Origin of the sequence: Acetobacterium wieringae, from assembly GCF_026646375.1 — a bacterium.
Taxonomy (GTDB): Bacteria; Bacillota; Clostridia; order Eubacteriales; family Eubacteriaceae; genus Acetobacterium; species Acetobacterium wieringae_A.
On sequence record NZ_JAIPPU010000010.1, the window covers coordinates 32,255 to 51,765 of the forward strand.

Genomic DNA, 19,511 nt, shown 5'->3' on the forward strand with positions numbered 1-19,511 from the left:
CATCTGCATAGACTGCCGCTACATTAAAAAGGACTCAGGCATCGGCTAGAATTTTATCCAGGGCATTTTGAACGTGTTCAATTTCGGCTTCGATATCGTCCAGATTTTTATATTTTTCGTTATGGCGAACATCATAATCCAGCGTCATGACTATTTCGTCATAAAGCTCATAGCCCATATCTTCATACGCCATCGAGGCACAGGTTGAGGGACAACCATTAAGTGAAATGTATTTTTCAGTACCACCGGCGGCTTCAACTTCTTTAAGAATATTCATGCTGACATGGGGGAGGATGGTGATGTTTTCTTCGTCAATAATCCCAAAATATTGGGCAACTGTTTTGGTCATCATGCTGACGTTGCAGTGCCCGGGACAGGGATAAATCTTGAGTTTCATAAAAGTTACCTTCTTTCATTCGGTTTAATTAAAATCCAACGTATCAAAATATTCTTCCACAGTTTGATCCATAATAGCGATCAATTTTTTGATCCCTTTTAGTTTCACCCAATAATGCATTTCAACGCCAATTTTTTTACTTTCGAGAATTCCTGCTTCGCGAAGAATTTTAAGATGCTGGGAGAGATTGGCTTGACTGTAATCAAAGGCAGGAAGCAATTCACAGACACATCGAGATTCGTCAAGGAGTGACTTAACAATTTGTAATCGGATGGGATGCCCCAGCGCCTTGAATATTTTTACAGAAAGATCTTCACTATTCATAATTGACCTCATTTCGATTTTTCAGAATAATTAAATAGCTTTAAGGTATGACACCGGATGCGCTATATAACATTATAAGCAATCACTTATAAAAATGCAAACTTATTCTATTCCTCTTGACACCCATAAATGAGAGGGGTATAATGAACGCATACATAAGTATTTAATTATATTATAAAAGAGGTGGAAGATATGAGTCAAGAATTACCAGGTTTTATTATGTGTGTCTGCACCGGAAAGTGCCCTGGATTTCAAGCTATGGATATTTGGGATTTTATCAACCAGGTGCGGGTTGAGCTACCGGTTGAGTATGCCTTTATCCATCCGCAGCTATGCGAAGAAGACGGCGATCGTTTTCTCGCTGATTTCTTAAAAGCGCACCGAAAAGTAATCATTGGTGCCTGTGCCCCCAACATGCAACGTAAAATGTTCAAGGATGCCTTTAAAGAAGCTGGCCTGGATATTGAAAAAGATGCTGTAATGCTCGACATCCGGGATATGACTAACGAAAAAGCCTTTGAAGTGGTCGAAACTAAACTTGAAGAAATGGGATATGAGGTGTAGAAATGAGTGAATCAACGTTTATGGGTGTTGAGCGGGATCGTATTGACTGGTCGCCCCGTATTGACTTTACCAAATGCAACGATTGTATGGACTGTGTTAAATTCTGTCCGCATCAGGTTTTTGACGTGGATGAAAATGCCAAACCCAAGTTGTCAGTTAAAAATCCCAATAACTGTGTGGTTTTCTGCCGGGCTTGTGCCAAAACCTGCGGGCCGGATGCGATTTCGTTCCCGGATAAGCCCGAAACCACCAAAATGATTAAAGCCATCCGTAAGGCCGAAAAGGAGGCAGCCAAAAATGAGTGAGTTGCGGTGTGTATTGCCCTGCAACGGGCTGGATAAATGTGCCGGAGATCTGTCCCGACGGGCAGCCCTGGAGCTGGCTCAGTCAGAAAACGCGGCGCTGATCTGTCCGGTTCTGTTAAATCAGAACCGGAGCCGTTACGAAAAAGTCCTGGCTGATGCCAACTTAACGGTCATCGATGGCTGCAATACCCGCTGTGCCAGTAAACTGGCCGGTGATCTGGAATTATCAATTAACGATAAAGTCAACGTCAGTGAGGTTGCCAAAGCCCTGGAGATCAAACTGGGGGTCGACATTCAGGAAAGTGATGACAACCGGGCGGTTGTCCAGGCTGTCTTGGCAAAAATAAATAGCAGTGCCGCTGATCAGGCAGAGTCGGAGTTTATTGAACCGGAAGCGGTTGAGTATAATAGCTTTTCCCATGGCAAGTTTATTTTCAAAGTCCCCCAAAACAATTATTTCTTCAATGAAAACGACTGCTGGGTGACTGTGTCCGGAAAGATGGCTCGGGTGGGGGTCAGTGATTATGTGCAACAGAATCTGTCAGACATTCTCTATGTCGACCCGCCGGAAATCGGCGATGAATTTGAGCAGTTTGACGATTTAGGCAGCATCGAGTCCAGCAAAGCGGTATTTGAAATTGTTTCACCGGTTTCTGGCACCGTGGTGGCCGTCAATACCAGCTTAAACGATGCCCCCGAACAGGTCAACGAAAGTCCCTATGAAAAAGGCTGGCTGGTGGAAGTAAAACTCCGTGATTTTTCCGAAGATCAGGATCTTCTCCACGACTGCCCGGCCTATTTTGAATTTTTACAACGAAAGGTAACAGAAATCGATGTCTAAAATAAAAGTAATCCCCTGCAGCGGAATCGGCAAAGTATTTGGTTTACTGGCCAGAGAATCCGTGTTAATGGTGACTGAGGAAAAGTGTCCGAACGACACCGAAACCCTCTGTCTGGCCCATGTAGTCACCGGTGATGACGAGGTCGTGGCCAAGATTAACGGCGAAACCTGCATCACTATGGATGGCTGTGCCAAATATTGCGCCAAAAAAAGTGTCGAAGAAACCGGCGGCGTTGTTGTTAAAAGTCATAAGGTTCCCGATTTTATGAAAGCCCATCGCGGCGAAGAACATGGTACGGGAACTGCCCTTACTGAAGACGGTTGGAAATATGCCGAAGAACTGGCTGAGATTTTAGCTGACGATGTTAAAGAAATAAAGAGTGGGGGTAACGTGTTATGATAAATAATAAAATTGGAATTATTTCCTGCAGCGGTGAAGAGTGTCTGGGAGGCACCATTTCACGGCTGGCGGTTCGTAAAATGATGGAGGAATTAAAACCGGGAATGGTCTCAACCCTGTGTCTGCCTTTATTTATCGCCGGTGATGGTGGTGAACGGGAATTTGCCGAAAAATACCCGACCATTGCGATCGATGGCTGTTCCAAATGTTGTGCTAAGCGAGCCATCGAAAAATACAGCAATCAGGTAGCTGGCAGTGTTGATGTGGCCAAAATCATTGGTGAAGCCAAAGCATTAGAAAAACCCCTGTCGACCCGCCATCTAACGGACGAACATAAAGAATTCATCGAACAGACTGCGTCAAAAACCTGTCAGATCTTTGACGAAATTGCAGCAAAACAATAACCATCATGCTAAAAGCCAGATCCTTTAATAAAGATCTGGCTTTTGGATTAAGACAATCATTCTGGTTTAGCGGACTCAGTCAGTTTCATAACCTAACAACTGCAGATGGGCTTCCAGGCTTAGATAATTGGGAGCATACTCATCTTCTTTCATCAGGGTACATTGGTTCAGCCGACAGCTGCCTAAAATCAGTTTGGAGGCAAAGGCCATGCAGGAGCCCTGCCCACAGATCTTACAGCCGATTTTCCTGGGCAATAATTTATAAAGCTGTATCGCACTTGGGCGCTCCCGAGTTTCCTCATTGGGTTCAATATTGTCTTTATTCGCCCAGGTATCATTAATCAGATTATAAAGATGATCGATCATTTCATAACACTGGGCTTCATTAGTTAACTGGGTACAGGTAAGATTGCGATCGTGGATATTAATAATATGGCTGCCAATCTTATAGGTAAAGGTCTGGGCCGAGGGAATGTAAAGGCCGGTCTTAATCACCGTATTAAGATAGGGCATAACTTCGGGAACCGGATTGCTGAGCTTCGCCCGAAATTTAATCCGACCGCCCCCGGTGGTACAGGGTTTGATGTAAATAAGACTGATCGTTTCGAGGTACATTAGTTATTCTCCTTTAAATATGATTTTAAGCCATTAACCAGGGCATCGATATGCGCCTGTTCATTGAAATAGCCAATCCCGATGCGACAACTGCCCCGGGTCACTGTCCCAATCAGACGATGGGCACTGGGGGCACAATGTAAGCCAGCGCGGATCATCACATGGCATTCCTGATCCAGATAAAAGGCGATTTCTTCGGGAACCTGTCCTTCAAGATTAAATGGAATAACGCCAACGCTCTTGGACGAATCCCGGGGGCCGTAAATTTCGATTCCCGGCACCGTAGTTAAAGTATTGAGGGCATAATCCATCAGAGCATCCTCTTTATGACGGATTGTTGCTAGGCCTTCAGCCTCCAGAAACGAAAGCGCGGCCCCCAAACCGATGATGCCGCTGACATTCATGGTACCAGCTTCCAAATGGTTGGGGTAATAATCCGGCTGGTATTCGTAGGCTGAATCTCCGCCGGTCCCACCGGAGATAAGAGGATGAATTTCAGCCTCGCAATTGACAACCAGGCCACCGGTACCCATTGGTCCCAACAGGCTTTTGTGGCCGGTAAAGGCCAATAGATCGATATTCTGGGTCTGGACATCAATGGGAATCACCCCCGCCGTTTGGGCGGCATCCACCAGAAAAAGAATGTTTTGCTTACGGGCTAAGGCGCCGATCTCACCAATTGGTTGAATCGTTCCCAGCACATTGGAAGCATGGGTAAAAACAATCATCCGGGTTTGTGGCGTGATCGCTGCTTCCACATCCTGGACCGCCGTTTCGCCCTGAGCCGTGGCCGGAACCACTGAAATCGTAATGCCCCGATCCCGTTCCAGAGTTTTCAGACAGCGCCAAACAGCGTTATGCTCCAGAGCACTGGTGACGACATGATCCCCAGACTTTAAAATACCCTGGAGGGCCAGATTTAACGATTCCGTAACGGAAGAAGTGAACACCACAGTCTTAGGATCATCGTGGTTGAACAATTTGGCCAAGCTTTTTCTGGTCTGATAAACCAGGCCATCGGCCAGAATCGCTTTTTCGTAGGAACCGCGTCCAGAAGTCCCACCATTATTGACAATATAATCATAAATCGCTTGAGGAACAGCCAGTGGCTTGGGAAAGGTGGTAGCTGCATTATCCAGATAAATATCCATATATGTCTCCTTCTATAATCATTTAATAATATCCTTAGTTATATCTTTTATCATAAGCGCTAAGAATAAATTCGTCAATAGATTTAACAGGTAGAATTTGGGTTGATTAAAATCGCATTTCCATGATTATTACTTAAAAACAAGGCAAGAAATTAACAGTTGACATAATTGGGAGGAAACTAGATCATATCAGTAACCGTAATTTTATGACAGCACTAACTTTAATAGAGTTACATAAATATTTTAGAAAAATACAAGGAGATACCATGAAAATTACAATTATTGGTGCTGGCCCCGGCGGCTATGAAGCTGCCATTATGGCGGCTAAGCTAGGGGCTGAAGTTACCGTAGTCGAAAAAAACAAGGTAGGGGGAACCTGCCTGAATGTGGGCTGTATTCCAACCAAGGCCCTGCTGGCTTCAGCCGATATTTTGACAACATCATTGGAAGCTGAGAAATTTGGAGTATTCAATGAACATACTTCTGCGGATCTTAAGCAGATAAATGAACGCAAAGACAAGCTGGTATCCGGTTTGGTTAAGGGAATTGAATTTCTTTTTGAATCAAATGGTGTTAACCTGGTGCGTGGTACTGGCCATCTTATCAATCCTAAAACGGTTTCCGTCGAACTAAGCGATGGCGGACTTGAAACCCTGGTTAGTGATAAAATCCTACTCGCCACCGGTTCCGTTCCAATCTGTCCGGAACTATTTCATTATGATGGTGTGCGAGTGATTACCAGTACCGAAGCTCTAGCGCTTAATAAACCGCCAAAATCAATGATTGTCGTTGGCGGCGGTGTGATTGGCTGTGAACTGGGGCAGTTTTTTAGTCGTATGGGGACTCAGATCACACTTGTGGAAATGGCCCCACAACTTTTACCGTTTGAGGATGACGATGTTGCCAAACAGCTTTTGCGTCAGTTTAAACGGGAGAAAATCAAAGTCATGACAGGCAGCAGTATTTCTGATGTGTCTGTTACAGACTCCGGGGTTGAGGTCACCTTGGAAAATGGCAAATCCATAGCCACAGAAATGATGCTACTGGCCATCGGCCGATCAAGCTATGCAAGCGGACTGAATCTTGAAAAACTGGGAATAAAGGTTGATACAAAGGGGCAGCTGGTTGTTGATGATCACTTGGAAACCAGCGTCCCAGGGATTTATGCAGTGGGCGATCTGATCAACACGCCCTATTTGGCCCATGTCGCCTCAAAAGAAGGGATAATAGCAGCCGAAAATATGCTGGGGCACAATAAATCCGGCGCCCATAAAGCAATTCCCCGATGCGTCTATACCGATCCCCAGGTTGCCGCGGTCGGGTTAACCGAAAAAGAAGCCGAACAAAAAGGGATTATATATAAAACCGGCAGTTTTGATTTCCGATCTCTGGGAAAAGCCCAGATTATCGGTAAAATCCAGGGGCAGGTTAAAATTATTGTGAATCAGGAAGATATCATCATTGGCGCGTCGATTATTGGACCAGAGGCCACCGACCTATTGGCTGAATTGACGATGGCCGTCCACCTGGGTTTAACGGCTGAAGCCCTTGGGGACGTGATTCATCCGCACCCAACCCTATCCGAAGCGATCATGGAGGCCCTGCATGATGTGCATGAAAAATCAATTAATAAAGCGCCATTACGGTTTTAATTAAGCAAATTAAAAATCACTTGACAAACTCATATGAATGAATTATCATATGTCCATAAAGTCATATGAATTAATTTTCATAAGAGAAAGAAGGATTTCGATGTATAAACAATTTTCACCAGCTAATGTTGATTTGACAAAATATTTATTTTATACTGGCAAGGGTGGTGTCGGTAAAACGTCAACTGCCTGTGCTACGGCAGTAAGTCTTGCCGATATGGGCAAGAAAGTCTTCCTCGTTAGTACCGACCCAGCTTCAAATTTGCAGGATGTATTTGAAACCGAATTAACCGGACAGGGTGTACCGATTAAAGCCGTTCCAAACCTGATAGTAGCCAATCTTGACCCCATTGCGGCAGCCGAAGAATATAAAGAGTCGGTAGTCGGCCCGTATCGTGGTAAACTATCAGATGTTGCCATAGCTAGTATGGAAGAACAATTGGCTGGTTCCTGTACTGTTGAGATTGCCGCTTTTAATGAATTTTCCCACTTCATCACCGACGAAAAAATGAGTCAAGACTATGATTATATTATCTTTGATACTGCACCCACCGGACACACCCTTAGAATGCTGCAACTGCCATCAGCCTGGGATAGCTTTATTGATGAAAGTACCCACGGCGCTTCCTGCCTGGGGCAGTTATCCGGTTTGACCGAACAAAAGAAAATGTATGAAAAAGCGGTAAAAACCTTATCCGACAGTGATAAAACAACATTAATCCTGGTTTCCCGTCCAGAGCCATCGCCACTGGCAGAAGCAGCCAGAGCATCCAAAGAACTAAAGGAAATTGGTGTCGATAATCAAATTTTAATCATCAATGGGGCACTGGAAAATTTTGACCAATCTGATGAAATTGCCACCGCATTCTATGGTAAACAAAAAGAAGCTGTGAAAAATATTCCCAACAGCTTAAAAACCCTGGATATATATACCTTACCACTACGGGCCTACAACGTTGCTGGCGTTGATAACATCCGTCGCTTATTTATTGAAGATGACGTGATTGAAATCGAAAAGGTTAAGGAAATCAGTGACTTGCCCGGTTTAGAGAAACTGGTCAAGGATATGTATGATTCCAATAAAAAAGTCATTTTTACCATGGGTAAGGGTGGTGTTGGTAAAACAACCATTGCTGCCGCCATTGCGTTGGGCTTATCCAAAATGGGTAAAAAGGTTTACCTGACCACCACCGACCCAGCTGGTCATCTCAGTGCCGCAACCATGGGCGGGGAAAATATCACCGTCAGTAATATTGATGAAGCTGAAGAACTGCAAAAATATCGGGATGAAGTTATTGGTAAAGCTAAAGCTGCTAATATAAGTCAAGACGATATTGATTATATCATCGAAGATCTGGAATCCCCCTGCACTCAGGAAATTGCTGTTTTCAGAGCTTTTGCCGAACAGGTTGAAAAGGCTGACGATGGGGTAGTTGTCATTGACACCGCACCCACCGGACATACCCTGCTGCTACTCAACTCCACCGAAAGCTACCATAAAGAAATGCAGCGTTCCAACGCCGATATTCCGGATTCGGTCATCAACCTATTACCACGTCTGCAAAATCAGGACGAAACCGAAGTAGTTATTGTCGCCCTTCCAGAGGCAACCCCAGTCTTTGAAGCCCTCCGGTTGGAAGCCGATTTGAAACGGGCCGGAATTCTGAGCAAATGGTGGGTGATGAATGCCAGCCTGTTGGCCACCGATACCAAAGATTCGTTTTTGCGGGCAAGAGCCAATAACGAAGAAAAATGGATTAAACGAATCGCCGAAGACACTAACGACAATTATGTAGTTATTCCCTGGAAAAAATAACGCGTCTGCTTTGACAGATAAAAAGCCAACTCAATAGATTATATATAAAACAAAAGGAGAAACAAAATGATTATTACAGATGAAGCAAAAGTGGTATTGGAAGAAATGTTAAAAGAAAACGGCCAGGATTCGCTCCAGGCAACCCTGCAACAAGGCTGTTGTGGCAGCTCCCTTTATTTTACTTTAACCAATAAAAAAGCAGGCGATCAACCCGTTATTGTTAATGGAATTAACGTGCTGATGGAAGGCGAAGCAGTGCTTAAAACCAATACGGTTACATTAAAAATAAATGATGAAGGCAAGCTGTTTGTTGAAGATACCGCTCAGGCTTCAGGTTGTTGTTAATTCAATAAGTTGCTACTGTTAATCAGATAGTATCAAAAGGAAATTCCTTTTATAAAGGAGAATCAAATAAGTGCAGTAGAAATAATAGAAGCATAAATTGACTTTCAGTGATAAAATAGAGATGAAAATTTTGCTATGCTTAGGGTTGTTTGAGCATTGCTTTCAGCAACTTGATCAAATATCCTTAAGCTTAGATTTGAAAGGAAACATATGGATATTTTACAGGAACAGCTAAAAGCAAAAAAAGCTGGACAGGCTTATGCCATTCTGACTGTGGTGGAAACGGAAGGAACCTCCCCAAGTAAAATTGGAAAGAAAATCTTTCTGTTAGAAGACGGCTTCACCATCGGAACGATCGGTGGTGGCCAGTTTGAACGCGACGCTATAGCCGATGCTATGCAGGCAATTAAAGAACGCCAAAGCTTTTTTAAACGTTACGAACACATCCCCACCTATGAGGCGGCAGGTCTAGGGTGCACCTTCAATGTCAGTTTATTTGTCGAAGTCGTCAGTCCCCGGTTGCAGCTGGTTGTGTGCAACGCCGGTCATGTTGGCTATGCAGTTCTTAATTTGGCAAAACTGCTACATTTTGAGACAATTCTCTTTGATACCCGTCACCCTGAACAGATTCAAGAGCAGATAATGGTGGCTGATCAATTTATTCCTTGTGACGATTTTGAAAAAGCCATCCTGGAGGCCGAAATAGCGGATGGCGCCTACTACGTCTGTTGCGCCTCAACCCATACCCAGGATAAATCGGCTCTAAAAGGTTCACTTCAAAAGAATTTTGCATATGTGGGCATGCTGGGCAGTTTCCAGAAAACAAAAGAAATGTACAAACAACTAGTTGAAGAAGGTATCGCCGCAGAGTTACTGGAACAAGTGCATACACCGGTGGGCCTGGATATCTGTGACATGTCACCTGAAGAAGTTGGCTTTTCGATTATGGCTGAAATCCTGATGATCAAAAATGGTGGCACTGGGAAACCCCGTAAGGAACTGAAACGAAAAATGCCAACAAAAACGAATGCGTAAATTTTTAGGGTTGCCCTAAAAATCCAACATAATTATAAAAAAATAATTATAAGTGGAGGATAAACATGACAGTCATCGAAATACTTAAAATATTGTCGGATACCAATCGATTACGAATTCTGAATTTGCTCTATGTACAGGAGTTATGTGTTTGTGAGCTGGAGTATTTATTAGGTATTTCGCAATCGAATTTGTCCAAACATCTGCGCTTGATGAGCGATGCCGGTTTTTTGGAAAGCCGTCGTGAAAATAAATTTGCCTATTACCGAATTAAAGACCTAGTTCTCACCGAACATCCCTTTCTGACAGCAATTTTCGAAACAGAACTAGGTAAAGAAGCTTTTCTGGTAACTGAATTAAATAAGCTAAGTCAGTATCGAGACAGCGAATTAACCTGCCACAGTATCACTGCATTGATCGTGTAAATAATCAAATCGATGGGTAACAAAGTAAGTCTTTATAAACTTTCTAAGCCCCTGTCATTTGGGAGAACAAGAATGAAGCGAGGCTAATATGGAACTTAAACGAATTTATATTGAACTCACAAATCGCTGTAATCTGAATTGTGAGATGTGTTTTCGGCATACCTGGGATACAGTTGAAGGTGATATGGATTTGGAGCTGCTCAAGTCGATCCGAGAACAGGTTAAAGAATTTCCCACCCTAGAGGAAGTTTTTTTCGGCGGGATCGGTGAACCAACGGTTTACCCCCATTTTAAAGAAGCGGTCGAGTTGTTTGAAGGTTATAAACTGCTAATGACCAGTAACGGCATCATGACTGAAGACAATGTTAAAATACTTTGCGAAAAATTTACGGAAGTCTATTTTTCAGCCGATCAGTATCACGAAGACACCCAGGGGGTCAAGGATCAACTGATCAAAACCTTTGAAACCATATCCAATTATCATAAACAAACCCATTCACCGACACCGAAAGTTGGGGTGGCCTATGTACTGACTAAAAGCAATGCTGAGGCCTTATTCGACATCATGAAGATGATGCGACACTACGGCTTTCACCGTTTATCGCTTTCGCATCTATTGCCGATCAATGAAAAAGATGCCGACGATATTTTTTACAACCGCTACGAAAACCCTGAAGGTAAGGCTTATCTGGAAAAAATATTTACCTATCGGGACATAAAAATAAACATCCCGGATATGGAATTAAAAACCGAACGTCGCTGTACCTTTATCGATAAGGGCTATATCTATATTGATACCCAAGGGGAAGTGATGTCCTGCTATCGGTTGGCAAACAGCTATGACGAATACGTCTTTGGTGATAAAAAAAGAGTCATCAAACATTCTTTTGGCAACATCAAGGAACATTCTCTAAAAGAGATAATCACCGGAAAAGACTATCAGAGTTTTTGGCATACGGTTTATAATAACCAGTATCCCTCCTGTATCGACTGTGATTTAAGGGGCGGCTGCAGCCTGGTGGAAGACACCAAGTACGATTGCTATTTCAACACCCCTTCATGCTCAGACTGTTTATGGGTTCGAAATTTTGTCCGCTGTCCGTAATCAGGTTATCAGGGATAAGATATGTTAATCAAAACTTCAATATAATATATTACGAAATGGAGAAAGAAAAATGAATAAAGTAGAAATTTATGAGCCAGCAATGTGTTGCTCGACCGGTGTATGTGGACCAGGTGTCGATCAGGAACTGTTAAGAGTGGCAACCTTTTTAAATGAACTCGAAGGCGAAGGGAGACTAATTATCCGCTATAATCTTTCCAGCGATCCGATGGCCTTTGTTACCAATCAGGAGGTCAACAATATCATCGCCAACGAAGGAACCGAAGCTCTGCCAATCACCGTGGTGGATGGGGAAGTCAGACAAAAAGGCTCCTACCCATCCAATGCCAATTTTGCTGAATGGGCAGGCATGACCAGAGAGGATATTATTAAGATGGTTCAAAAAAATGACAAACCGGAAATTGACAAGCCAGCATCATGTGGTTGCGGCTGTGATCAATCAGGCTGTTGTTAAAGAACAGATCAAACTAATTATGAGAACAACTTTGTCGCAAAATTATATTTTGCGACAAAATCAATGCCGGTAAACGCCAGTAGCGACACTGCCAATAAGGAATGTCTTACGATGGCTATCAACAAACGGATCGTCAAGTTAAGCACTGACGATCCGTTTGTATTATCGATTTAATCGTTTCGGGTAGCGTATCTTCAATTCACATCAAAACACCGGTTTTGTGATTTGGGGTCATCGAGTTGATAGCAAGTTCAATCAACCTTAGTTTTTTCAAGCAAATCAATTGAAAACGTATTTTTTCAACAATCAATTAACTGAGATCGAAACACTAATGTGCATTGACATATAACCCGTACAAAATTCAATTATAAAAATCCCATAAAAAAGCCATTCGTTTTTTTTATTACCACTTATATGTCAAAATATTTTGACATATAAGTGGTAATTTTTGATTTTTTGACATATAACACGTAAAAAACGAAAATTTGACATATAACACGTAAAAAAAGTTAGAATCATTATTATGAACTTTAGTTTCTTTTATAAATGAAATATATATACATAGAAAGCAACTTACATGAAAAAGATCGATTTGATCGTAAATGTCAATTAAACATGATTGTATTGCTTATAAATCATTTCTGAATGTTTGTGAAAGTAAAGATTGATAAAATATGTAGCCAATACCATATTACCCTTCCCGAAACAATGTAACTTTGTCATAAATGTACTCATAGACTTTATACTCGGAGCTGAACATCTTATTTTAAATGAATATATGAACAATTATTCAAATATTGATTGACAATTAGTCCATGAAAGAGGTATAATCGATACATGAATAGCTGTTCATGTATAAATCTTTTAAATGTAAGGGGAATGACATGATTCGTATTGAGAATCCAATCGAACGTTGTGATTGTAATGTAATCCATGAGGATGTTGTAAAGCAAGTTAAGGATAAAATGCCAAAAGAAGAGCTCCTATATGATCTTGCTGAGTTATTCAAGGTTTTTGGAGATTCAACAAGAATCAAAATATTGTGGGCATTAGCTGAAAGTGAGATGTGTGTATGTGACATCGCATTTCTATTGAATATGACACAATCCGCCATTTCACATCAGCTAAAGGTTTTAAAACAAGCAAAACTTGTGAAAAATAGAAAAGAAGGAAAAGTAGTATTCTACTCATTGGATGATGACCACGTTAAGCAAATATTTAATCAAGGGATGGTACACATAAACGAAAAGTAGAAATATAGTTGATAATAAAAAAGGAGGAGATCAATAATGGAAGAATCAAAAATTGAACTTGTTTTAGATGGTTTGGATTGTGCTGTCTGTGCGGCAAAAATTAATGATAAAGCGAACAATATAGAGGGAGTTAAAGAGTCCACGCTTAATTTCGTCTCTAAAATTATGACTATTGAACTGGATAATGCTGATATGAAAGAATCTGTTATTAAACATGTAACGGAAATTGTATATAAGATTGAACCTGATGTCACTGTGTCTGAAAAGTTGCATGATAAATACATTAAAAAGACACTTGTATTAGAAGGACTTGATTGCGCTAATTGTGCTTTGAAAATTGAAGGAAAAATCAAGGAACTAGATAGCATAAAAAACGCCAATGTTGATTTTACAACGGGTAAACTTAATATTGAAACAAGAAATAGAGATCTCGAAACAGCAATAAAAGATATTAAACTTATTGTAAAAAAAATAGAGCCTGATGTAATGGTAAACGAAGAAGCTAAAAAAGCTACCGAGGAACATGTGGAAATTGGTGATGAAAATAGGAAAGAGCTTGTCAAATTAGCAATCGGTGGGGTGTTGTTTGCCATTGCTTTAATATTTACATTCCAAACACCAGTGGAATTTATTTTGTATTTTGTTGCGTATTTGATAGTTGGCGGAGAAGTTGTGTTGCGAGCTGCTAAAGATATAAAAAACGGACAGCTTTTTGATGAAAGTTTTCTGATGTCAATCGCAACGATAGGAGCATTTGCTATCGGTCAATATCCAGAAGGTGTTGCAGTAATGCTGTTCTATCAAGTGGGCGAATTCTTCCAGGATTTGGCGGTAAACAGGTCCAGACGATCGATTGCCGAACTTATGGATATTAGACCTGATTACGCAAATTTAAAGGATGGGGATGATATCAAAATTGTTTCTCCAGAGGATGTGCTTATCGGAGAATATATTATTGTGAAACCAGGTGAAAAAGTACCACTTGATGGAGTTGTTGTTGAAGGGAAATCCATGATGGACACTTCAGCACTTACGGGGGAGTCCGTTCCTCGTGAAGTAGAAGTTGGTAATGAAGTCTACGGAGGGTTCATCAATAAAAACGGGTTATTAACGATTGAAGTTAAAAAAGAATTTGGCGATTCCACGGTATCAAGAATTTTGGAACTGGTTGAAAACGCCAGCAGTCGAAAAGCGCCTACGGAACAGTTTATTACAAAGTTTGCGCGAGTATACACCCCAATAGTAGTAGTAGCAGCTTTAGCGCTTGCGATTATTCCGCCTTTAGTTATCCAAGGTGCAACTTTTTCTGACTGGATTTACAGGTCATTGGTTTTTTTGGTAATTTCTTGTCCTTGTGCATTGGTTATTTCAATCCCGCTGGGCTTTTTTGGTGGAATTGGAGGCGCTTCAAAAAATGGTATCTTGATAAAAGGTGGAAATTATCTAGAGGCTTTGAATAATGTTGATACTGTAATATTTGATAAAACTGGAACCTTGACAAAAGGTGTGTTTAAAGTAACAGAAATTAAAGCGGTCCAAGGCATAACCAATGATGAGCTTTTAATGTATGCTGCATATGCTGAAAATTATTCCAACCATCCCATTGCTCAATCAATTATGAAAGCTTATGGCAAAGAAATTGACAAAGGCGTAATTGAAGCGCATGAAGAACTACCCGGCCTGGGATTAAAGGTTAATATTAAAGGGAAGGAAATTTTTGCAGGTAATGCAAAGCTGATGGCCGATAAAGAAATAGCCATACTGGAAAATGATGAACCTGGAACAATTGTATATATAGCGATAGATCGGAGTTATGCAGGTTCGATTGTCATCTCAGATGAAATCAAAAAGGATTCTAAAAAACTTGTTGGTGACTTAAAAGCACTCGGTATAAAAAAGACTGTTATGCTGACAGGCGATAATAAGATCATCGGTGATAAAGTTGGTAAGCAACTAGGATTGGACTTAGTTTATTCGGATCTACTTCCCGATCAAAAGGTAGAAAAACTGGAGCTGCTTTATAACCAAAAAAGCACTAAAGGATGCGTTGTTTTTGTTGGAGATGGTATAAATGATGCCCCAGTCTTAGCAAGAGCTGATGTTGGCGTTGCAATGGGGGGGTTAGGATCTGATGCCGCTATTGAAGCTGCGGATGTTGTGCTAATGACTGATGAACCGAGTAAACTGATCAGTGCAATAAATATTTCAAAGAAAACGAGACGTATAGTATTACAGAATATTACTTTGGCGTTTGTTGTAAAAGTAATTGTCCTAATATTAGGTGCCGGTGGACTTGCTACAATGTGGGAAGCAGTATTTGCTGATGTAGGAGTTGCATTGTTAGCAGTCTTAAATGCTATGAGAGTCATGAATACGAAAAATTTGTAAAAATAGATTAAAGGATCATTAATTTAGTGTTGCTATTTTAGTTTCAAATGAAGCTTAAACATTAAACACTACTATACTTTTAACAAATTAAATTGAGCCTAATGACGGATTGAAATAAAAAATTCAATCCGTCATTTTTGGTATTTAAACCTTAAAGTATCTTTGAATAAATTTCTGTGATTATTCTAAAGAAAATTGGATAAGTAAACGATAACAATATTTGCTTTTGAGTTTTGAGATTAATAAATATTGCGGAGGAAGCCCATGTTAAGTGAAAAGCCAATCGAAATGCCACGCTCACAGAGCTATGGATCGAATTACTTTATTTGTCATAGTCTAAAACTAAATCGAAGGGCATGTTTTTACAGTAATCTGGAATATGCGAACTTTTTATCTGTTGAATTGAACCCGCAAATTATTAAATACGTCGAACAACCACTTCAAATAACTGGAAAAAATGATGATGGCAAAATGTGCAAAACAGTGTTTGATATGGAAGTTCTTTATGAAGACAATATTAATGAATTATGGGAAATTAAGTATTCTTCTGATTTAACTGGAGACAATAAATCCGCAGTCAGAGCAAAGTCTCAAATTGCTATCCAAAAAAATTGGTGTTTGAAAAATAATATTCTATATCGTGTGCGTACTGAAAATGATATTTTTCAAGGTCTGGAACATCTCAATAATATGAGATTTATGTATCACTGCATTTGTAGAACTGATGAAAGGTTACTCGGAAATTGTATAAAACGAATAAAACGATTTATAGAACAAGTAGGGGATACTACAATTGGACATATCTATGAATCTGATCCAGAGCCAACAATGGTATTTCCAAGCCTGGTCTATTTGCTGATACGTGATCAGATCAAAGCGGATGTGTTTAATCAGGAATTGAACTTTTATACAGAGGTGTGTTATGGCAAACGTTTTTTGGAATAATAAGATCGCAAAATTTTATGAAGAAAGTAAAACATGGCGAACTGTAAGTACCTATAATATGTCAGACTCTGATAAACAAATCTATGAATCAAGGAAAAAAGCAGTTGATTTGTATTTAAATGGTGAGTCAATGAAAAACATAGAAAAAATGACCGGCATAAACCATTCTCATATTAAAGAGTTTGTCGATCGATGTGCAAGCCTTGATACGAGTGGCCAACCTGTAGGTTATATTGGATTAATAAAAGGGCACCGATTGAAATCGAGAAAGGGTCCATTTATTAAATTAATGGAGGATCACCCCGATATTCGAGATCAATTACTATTAGATTATTTTAATGAAAAAAAATCAAAATGGGACAAATTATCATCTTTTAAAACAATCCATGAATCTTTAATAAAAAATCTGATAGCAAACGGCTTTAAAGAGACCGACTATCCATTTGAAACTAAATCCCAAGGATATCGATCAATGGTCAGATTTTTGCATAATATTGGTGACGAAAATCCTTATGCTTCATTGAATCGTTACGGAAAAAATGCGGAGCAATTATTTCGTAACACAAGATGCATACAGCCGGATCAATCCAGTCCTATACGACCTTTTGCAAAAGTTGAGTTAGATGGGCATAAAATCGATGCATTATTTACAGTTGCTGTTGAAAATGAGCATGGCGACACAGTTTACGTTTTAGCCAATCGTATCTGGATTATTGCAGTAATTGACGTAGCAACTCGCGTTATACTTGGATACACTATTTCTGTTAGTCAAAACTATAATCGATTTGATGTATTAGAATGTATACAAAACGCAATAATTCCACATAAATCATTGAATTTTAGTCAATTCAATTTTAAAAAAAGTATTGAAGGATACCACTCAGTGGCAGTCCCTTATACGCAATGGGCACTCTTCGACGAGATTTGTATGGATAATGCACTATCGCATCTTTCACGTGACGTTACGGATAATTTAGAAAAATTAGGTATCAGTATAAATTTTGGCCCTGTCGCAACACCTCATAGACGCCCTCTCATTGAACGATTTTTTAGAACTTTAGAAGAGAAAGGTTTTCATCGAATACCATCTACAACGGGGAGCAACATTAATGATATTCGTCGAATAGGAGCGGAAAAAGATGCTGTTACATATCGGATTACCCTAAAAGAGATATCCGAAATAGCTGAAATAATTATTTCAGAATACAATTTGCAACCTCATCAAGGTTTAGGTGGATTTTCGCCTCTATCAGTTATGAGAGACCGAATTGATCGAGGCTTGATTCCATCATATGTTTCAGATGATAGCAGAAAGGATTTTTCGCTTATGAAATGTTATCAAATCAGAAAAGTTCAAGGCAACAAAAAAAAGGGAATCCGGCCATATATCAATTTTGCTGGATACAAATATACAAGTTCCGTTTTGTCTTCAAGCTATACACCAGTTGGTAAGAATATTGTAATCGAGTTTGATCCGCTTGATATTAGAGAGATGGAAGCATATTTAGAAAATGGCGCTCATATCGGACATTTAGTGATCAAAGGTAAACGGATTGGCACTGCGATTTCTTTAAAAACAAATAAATTAATTCGAGATTTCGCAAATAGAAATGACATGAATAACAGTCACGTCGAAGACTTAATAACAAATTTTGCAAATAATCTGGAAGAAAAAGCTCTTTCCAGCAAAACGGCGGCAACCCACTTGGCGACTGTACGAAATGAAGCTGAAAAAAGAAGTCCTAAATCAAATATTTTACCTCAAAATAAAAAAAGTTCCAACACTATAGACGAAATCACTCTTGAAGATGACAAAAAATTGTTAAGCGATGAGGAATTAATGGCGAAATGGTCAGACCCATCCAAACGAACATGGTAATTAAATGAAAGGACTAAAATAAAATGAGTGCAGATCAATTTGATCAAGTAAAATCAATAGTAAAAAATAAACATCCCATTCACACTGGTAATTACAAAATAAAAACATCGATTGTCGAAGAAGCAATCAAAAAAATAGACGAAGCTATCAAATTTAGAATACAAGGGATGATTATTTATGGACCATCAGGTTATGGAAAATCGACAGCAATCAATATAATAAAAAATGAAATATACGAAAAGTATGACCGCGAAATTTTAACGTTTGTGAGCTCCATGCCTGATCCACTAAAGAACACCAATGTTTTTTACACGAGATTATTGAAAGCCACAAATCATGATTTATTTAATAAAGGTTCAACACAAGATAAATCGGATCGATTGTGTTCACAGTTAATAAATTTAGCTCTTGAAGAAAATGGAAATCGAAAAATCCTTTTTTTCATTGATGAAGCAGATGCGCTTGATAAGAATGAGTACCAGTGTCTTAAAGATATTAATAACCAGTTAAAAGCTCAAGGTATAGAAATGACGACAATTTTAGTTGGTACTGAAGATTTAATCTCACAGCGGAACTTGTTCTCAGGAATGAAGGAAGTCCAGATTGTGCGACGTTTCATGCAAAAAACGCACATATTCAATGGTATTCGGACAAAGAAAGAACTTCAAGATGTCCTCGGTGCATACGATTTCGGTATGCGATTTCCCTTAGATTCAGACTTGACATACACGAATTATTTTTTTCCAACGGCATTCAGTGAGAGTAAATTTCTGATCCATGAAACTGATAATTTATATAATTGTATTTGTAATATTTATGGAAAAACTATTTTCAGTAAACATGGATTGTCAATGAGTCATTTATGTAACATGATTGAATTTCTTTTTATAGAACATGGAATTGAAGGGGCAGGGGATGAATGGATTACCGAAGATATGTGGATCGAGACTGTCAAATTTGCAGACTGTGGCCACGAGCAAGACCTTTTAAATGCATGTATCAATGGAAAGCGAAAGTGAGTATAAAGCGAGGATAAGCTGGTATGCTAACAAAATTTAAGCGAAATCAATATGAAAGCTTTTATGATTATTTAGTTAAATCATGTTACGTGAATTCTTGTTCTTCAAATATATTGATTAAACCAATATTGGTAAACAATAATGATACAAATAAATTTTTGCCAGAACTTTTATTT

21 protein-coding genes are annotated in these 19,511 nt (G+C 39.7%); 17 read left to right on the forward strand and 4 right to left on the reverse strand.

The window, feature by feature from the left end:
- Positions 1-34: 34 nt before the first annotated feature.
- Positions 35-397, reverse strand: coding sequence for a putative zinc-binding protein (locus Q7P33_RS10225; protein WP_303870046.1), 363 nt, complete (start codon positions 395-397; stop codon positions 35-37).
- A 24-nt stretch (positions 398-421) separates the two neighbouring features.
- Entirely contained in the window at positions 422-721 is a 300-nt protein-coding gene (locus Q7P33_RS10230; protein WP_303870047.1) for a helix-turn-helix transcriptional regulator, read from the reverse strand.
- Between the two features lie 192 nt (positions 722-913).
- Between Q7P33_RS10230 and Q7P33_RS10235 the strand changes: the two genes are divergently transcribed.
- Genes Q7P33_RS10235 through Q7P33_RS10255 form a run of 5 tightly spaced genes read left to right on the forward strand, consistent with a single transcriptional unit; the run spans position 914 to position 3,235 of the window.
- Positions 914-1,285 carry a hypothetical protein gene (locus Q7P33_RS10235; protein ID WP_303870049.1) on the forward strand — a complete coding sequence of 124 codons (372 nt, stop codon included), beginning with the start codon at positions 914-916 and terminating at the stop codon, positions 1,283-1,285.
- A gap of 2 nt (positions 1,286-1,287) precedes the next feature.
- Positions 1,288-1,590, forward strand: coding sequence for a ferredoxin family protein (locus Q7P33_RS10240; RefSeq protein ID WP_303870052.1), 303 nt, complete (start codon positions 1,288-1,290; stop codon positions 1,588-1,590).
- Entirely contained in the window at positions 1,583-2,431 is an 849-nt protein-coding gene (gene gcvH / locus Q7P33_RS10245; RefSeq protein ID WP_303870054.1) for a glycine cleavage system protein GcvH, read from the forward strand. The genes Q7P33_RS10240 and gcvH overlap by 8 nt, the downstream gene beginning before the upstream one ends.
- Complete coding sequence (locus Q7P33_RS10250) at positions 2,424-2,831, forward strand: putative zinc-binding protein (RefSeq protein WP_303870057.1); 408 nt, start codon at positions 2,424-2,426, stop codon at positions 2,829-2,831. The genes gcvH and Q7P33_RS10250 overlap by 8 nt, the downstream gene beginning before the upstream one ends.
- Positions 2,828-3,235 carry a putative zinc-binding protein gene (locus Q7P33_RS10255; protein WP_303870060.1) on the forward strand — a complete coding sequence of 136 codons (408 nt, stop codon included), beginning with the start codon at positions 2,828-2,830 and terminating at the stop codon, positions 3,233-3,235. Before Q7P33_RS10250 ends, Q7P33_RS10255 begins: the two co-directional genes overlap by 4 nt.
- A 75-nt stretch (positions 3,236-3,310) precedes the next feature.
- On the opposite strand, the gene Q7P33_RS10260 is transcribed toward Q7P33_RS10255, so the two are convergent.
- Positions 3,311-3,850 carry a (Fe-S)-binding protein gene (locus Q7P33_RS10260; RefSeq protein WP_303870064.1) on the reverse strand — a complete coding sequence of 180 codons (540 nt, stop codon included), beginning with the start codon at positions 3,848-3,850 and terminating at the stop codon, positions 3,311-3,313.
- The gene (locus Q7P33_RS10265) at positions 3,850-5,001 is read right to left on the reverse strand and encodes an aminotransferase class V-fold PLP-dependent enzyme (RefSeq protein WP_303870067.1); all 1,152 of its coding nucleotides are present in this window, start codon (positions 4,999-5,001) and stop codon (positions 3,850-3,852) included. Before Q7P33_RS10265 ends, Q7P33_RS10260 begins: the two co-directional genes overlap by 1 nt.
- A gap of 266 nt (positions 5,002-5,267) precedes the next feature.
- Between Q7P33_RS10265 and lpdA the strand changes: the two genes are divergently transcribed.
- From lpdA to Q7P33_RS10325, 12 genes are all read left to right on the forward strand, one after another.
- Positions 5,268-6,653 (forward strand): dihydrolipoyl dehydrogenase, encoded by a 1,386-nt coding sequence (lpdA, locus tag Q7P33_RS10270; protein ID WP_303870070.1) that lies wholly within the window; start codon positions 5,268-5,270, stop codon positions 6,651-6,653.
- A 100-nt stretch (positions 6,654-6,753) separates the two neighbouring features.
- The gene (gene arsA / locus Q7P33_RS10275) at positions 6,754-8,469 is read left to right on the forward strand and encodes an arsenical pump-driving ATPase (RefSeq protein WP_303870072.1); all 1,716 of its coding nucleotides are present in this window, start codon (positions 6,754-6,756) and stop codon (positions 8,467-8,469) included.
- A 66-nt stretch (positions 8,470-8,535) separates the two neighbouring features.
- Positions 8,536-8,814 (forward strand): hypothetical protein, encoded by a 279-nt coding sequence (locus Q7P33_RS10280; RefSeq protein WP_303870074.1) that lies wholly within the window; start codon positions 8,536-8,538, stop codon positions 8,812-8,814.
- Positions 8,815-9,024: 210 nt separating this feature from the next.
- Positions 9,025-9,849, forward strand: a complete 825-nt coding sequence (locus tag Q7P33_RS10285; protein ID WP_303870076.1) for an XdhC family protein — start codon at positions 9,025-9,027, stop codon at positions 9,847-9,849.
- A gap of 65 nt (positions 9,850-9,914) precedes the next feature.
- Entirely contained in the window at positions 9,915-10,274 is a 360-nt protein-coding gene (locus tag Q7P33_RS10290) for a metalloregulator ArsR/SmtB family transcription factor (RefSeq protein WP_303870077.1), read from the forward strand.
- An 88-nt stretch (positions 10,275-10,362) separates the two neighbouring features.
- Positions 10,363-11,379, forward strand: a complete 1,017-nt coding sequence (locus tag Q7P33_RS10295; RefSeq protein WP_303870079.1) for a radical SAM protein — start codon at positions 10,363-10,365, stop codon at positions 11,377-11,379.
- Positions 11,380-11,449: 70 nt separating this feature from the next.
- Positions 11,450-11,851: an arsenite efflux transporter metallochaperone ArsD gene (gene arsD / locus Q7P33_RS10300; protein WP_303870081.1), complete on the forward strand. Its 402-nt coding sequence runs from the start codon at positions 11,450-11,452 to the stop codon at positions 11,849-11,851.
- Between the two features lie 884 nt (positions 11,852-12,735).
- Positions 12,736-13,104: a metalloregulator ArsR/SmtB family transcription factor gene (locus tag Q7P33_RS10305; RefSeq protein ID WP_026393202.1), complete on the forward strand. Its 369-nt coding sequence runs from the start codon at positions 12,736-12,738 to the stop codon at positions 13,102-13,104.
- A 36-nt stretch (positions 13,105-13,140) separates the two neighbouring features.
- Entirely contained in the window at positions 13,141-15,492 is a 2,352-nt protein-coding gene (locus tag Q7P33_RS10310; RefSeq protein ID WP_084504829.1) for a heavy metal translocating P-type ATPase, read from the forward strand.
- Between the two features lie 264 nt (positions 15,493-15,756).
- The gene (locus Q7P33_RS10315) at positions 15,757-16,437 is read left to right on the forward strand and encodes a TnsA endonuclease N-terminal domain-containing protein (RefSeq protein ID WP_051355559.1); all 681 of its coding nucleotides are present in this window, start codon (positions 15,757-15,759) and stop codon (positions 16,435-16,437) included.
- Positions 16,415-18,316 carry a DDE-type integrase/transposase/recombinase gene (locus Q7P33_RS10320; RefSeq protein WP_070371419.1) on the forward strand — a complete coding sequence of 634 codons (1,902 nt, stop codon included), beginning with the start codon at positions 16,415-16,417 and terminating at the stop codon, positions 18,314-18,316. The genes Q7P33_RS10315 and Q7P33_RS10320 overlap by 23 nt, the downstream gene beginning before the upstream one ends.
- Before the next feature lie 23 nt (positions 18,317-18,339).
- Positions 18,340-19,335, forward strand: a complete 996-nt coding sequence (locus Q7P33_RS10325; RefSeq protein ID WP_070371420.1) for an ATP-binding protein — start codon at positions 18,340-18,342, stop codon at positions 19,333-19,335.
- Positions 19,336-19,511: the final 176 nt, after the last annotated feature.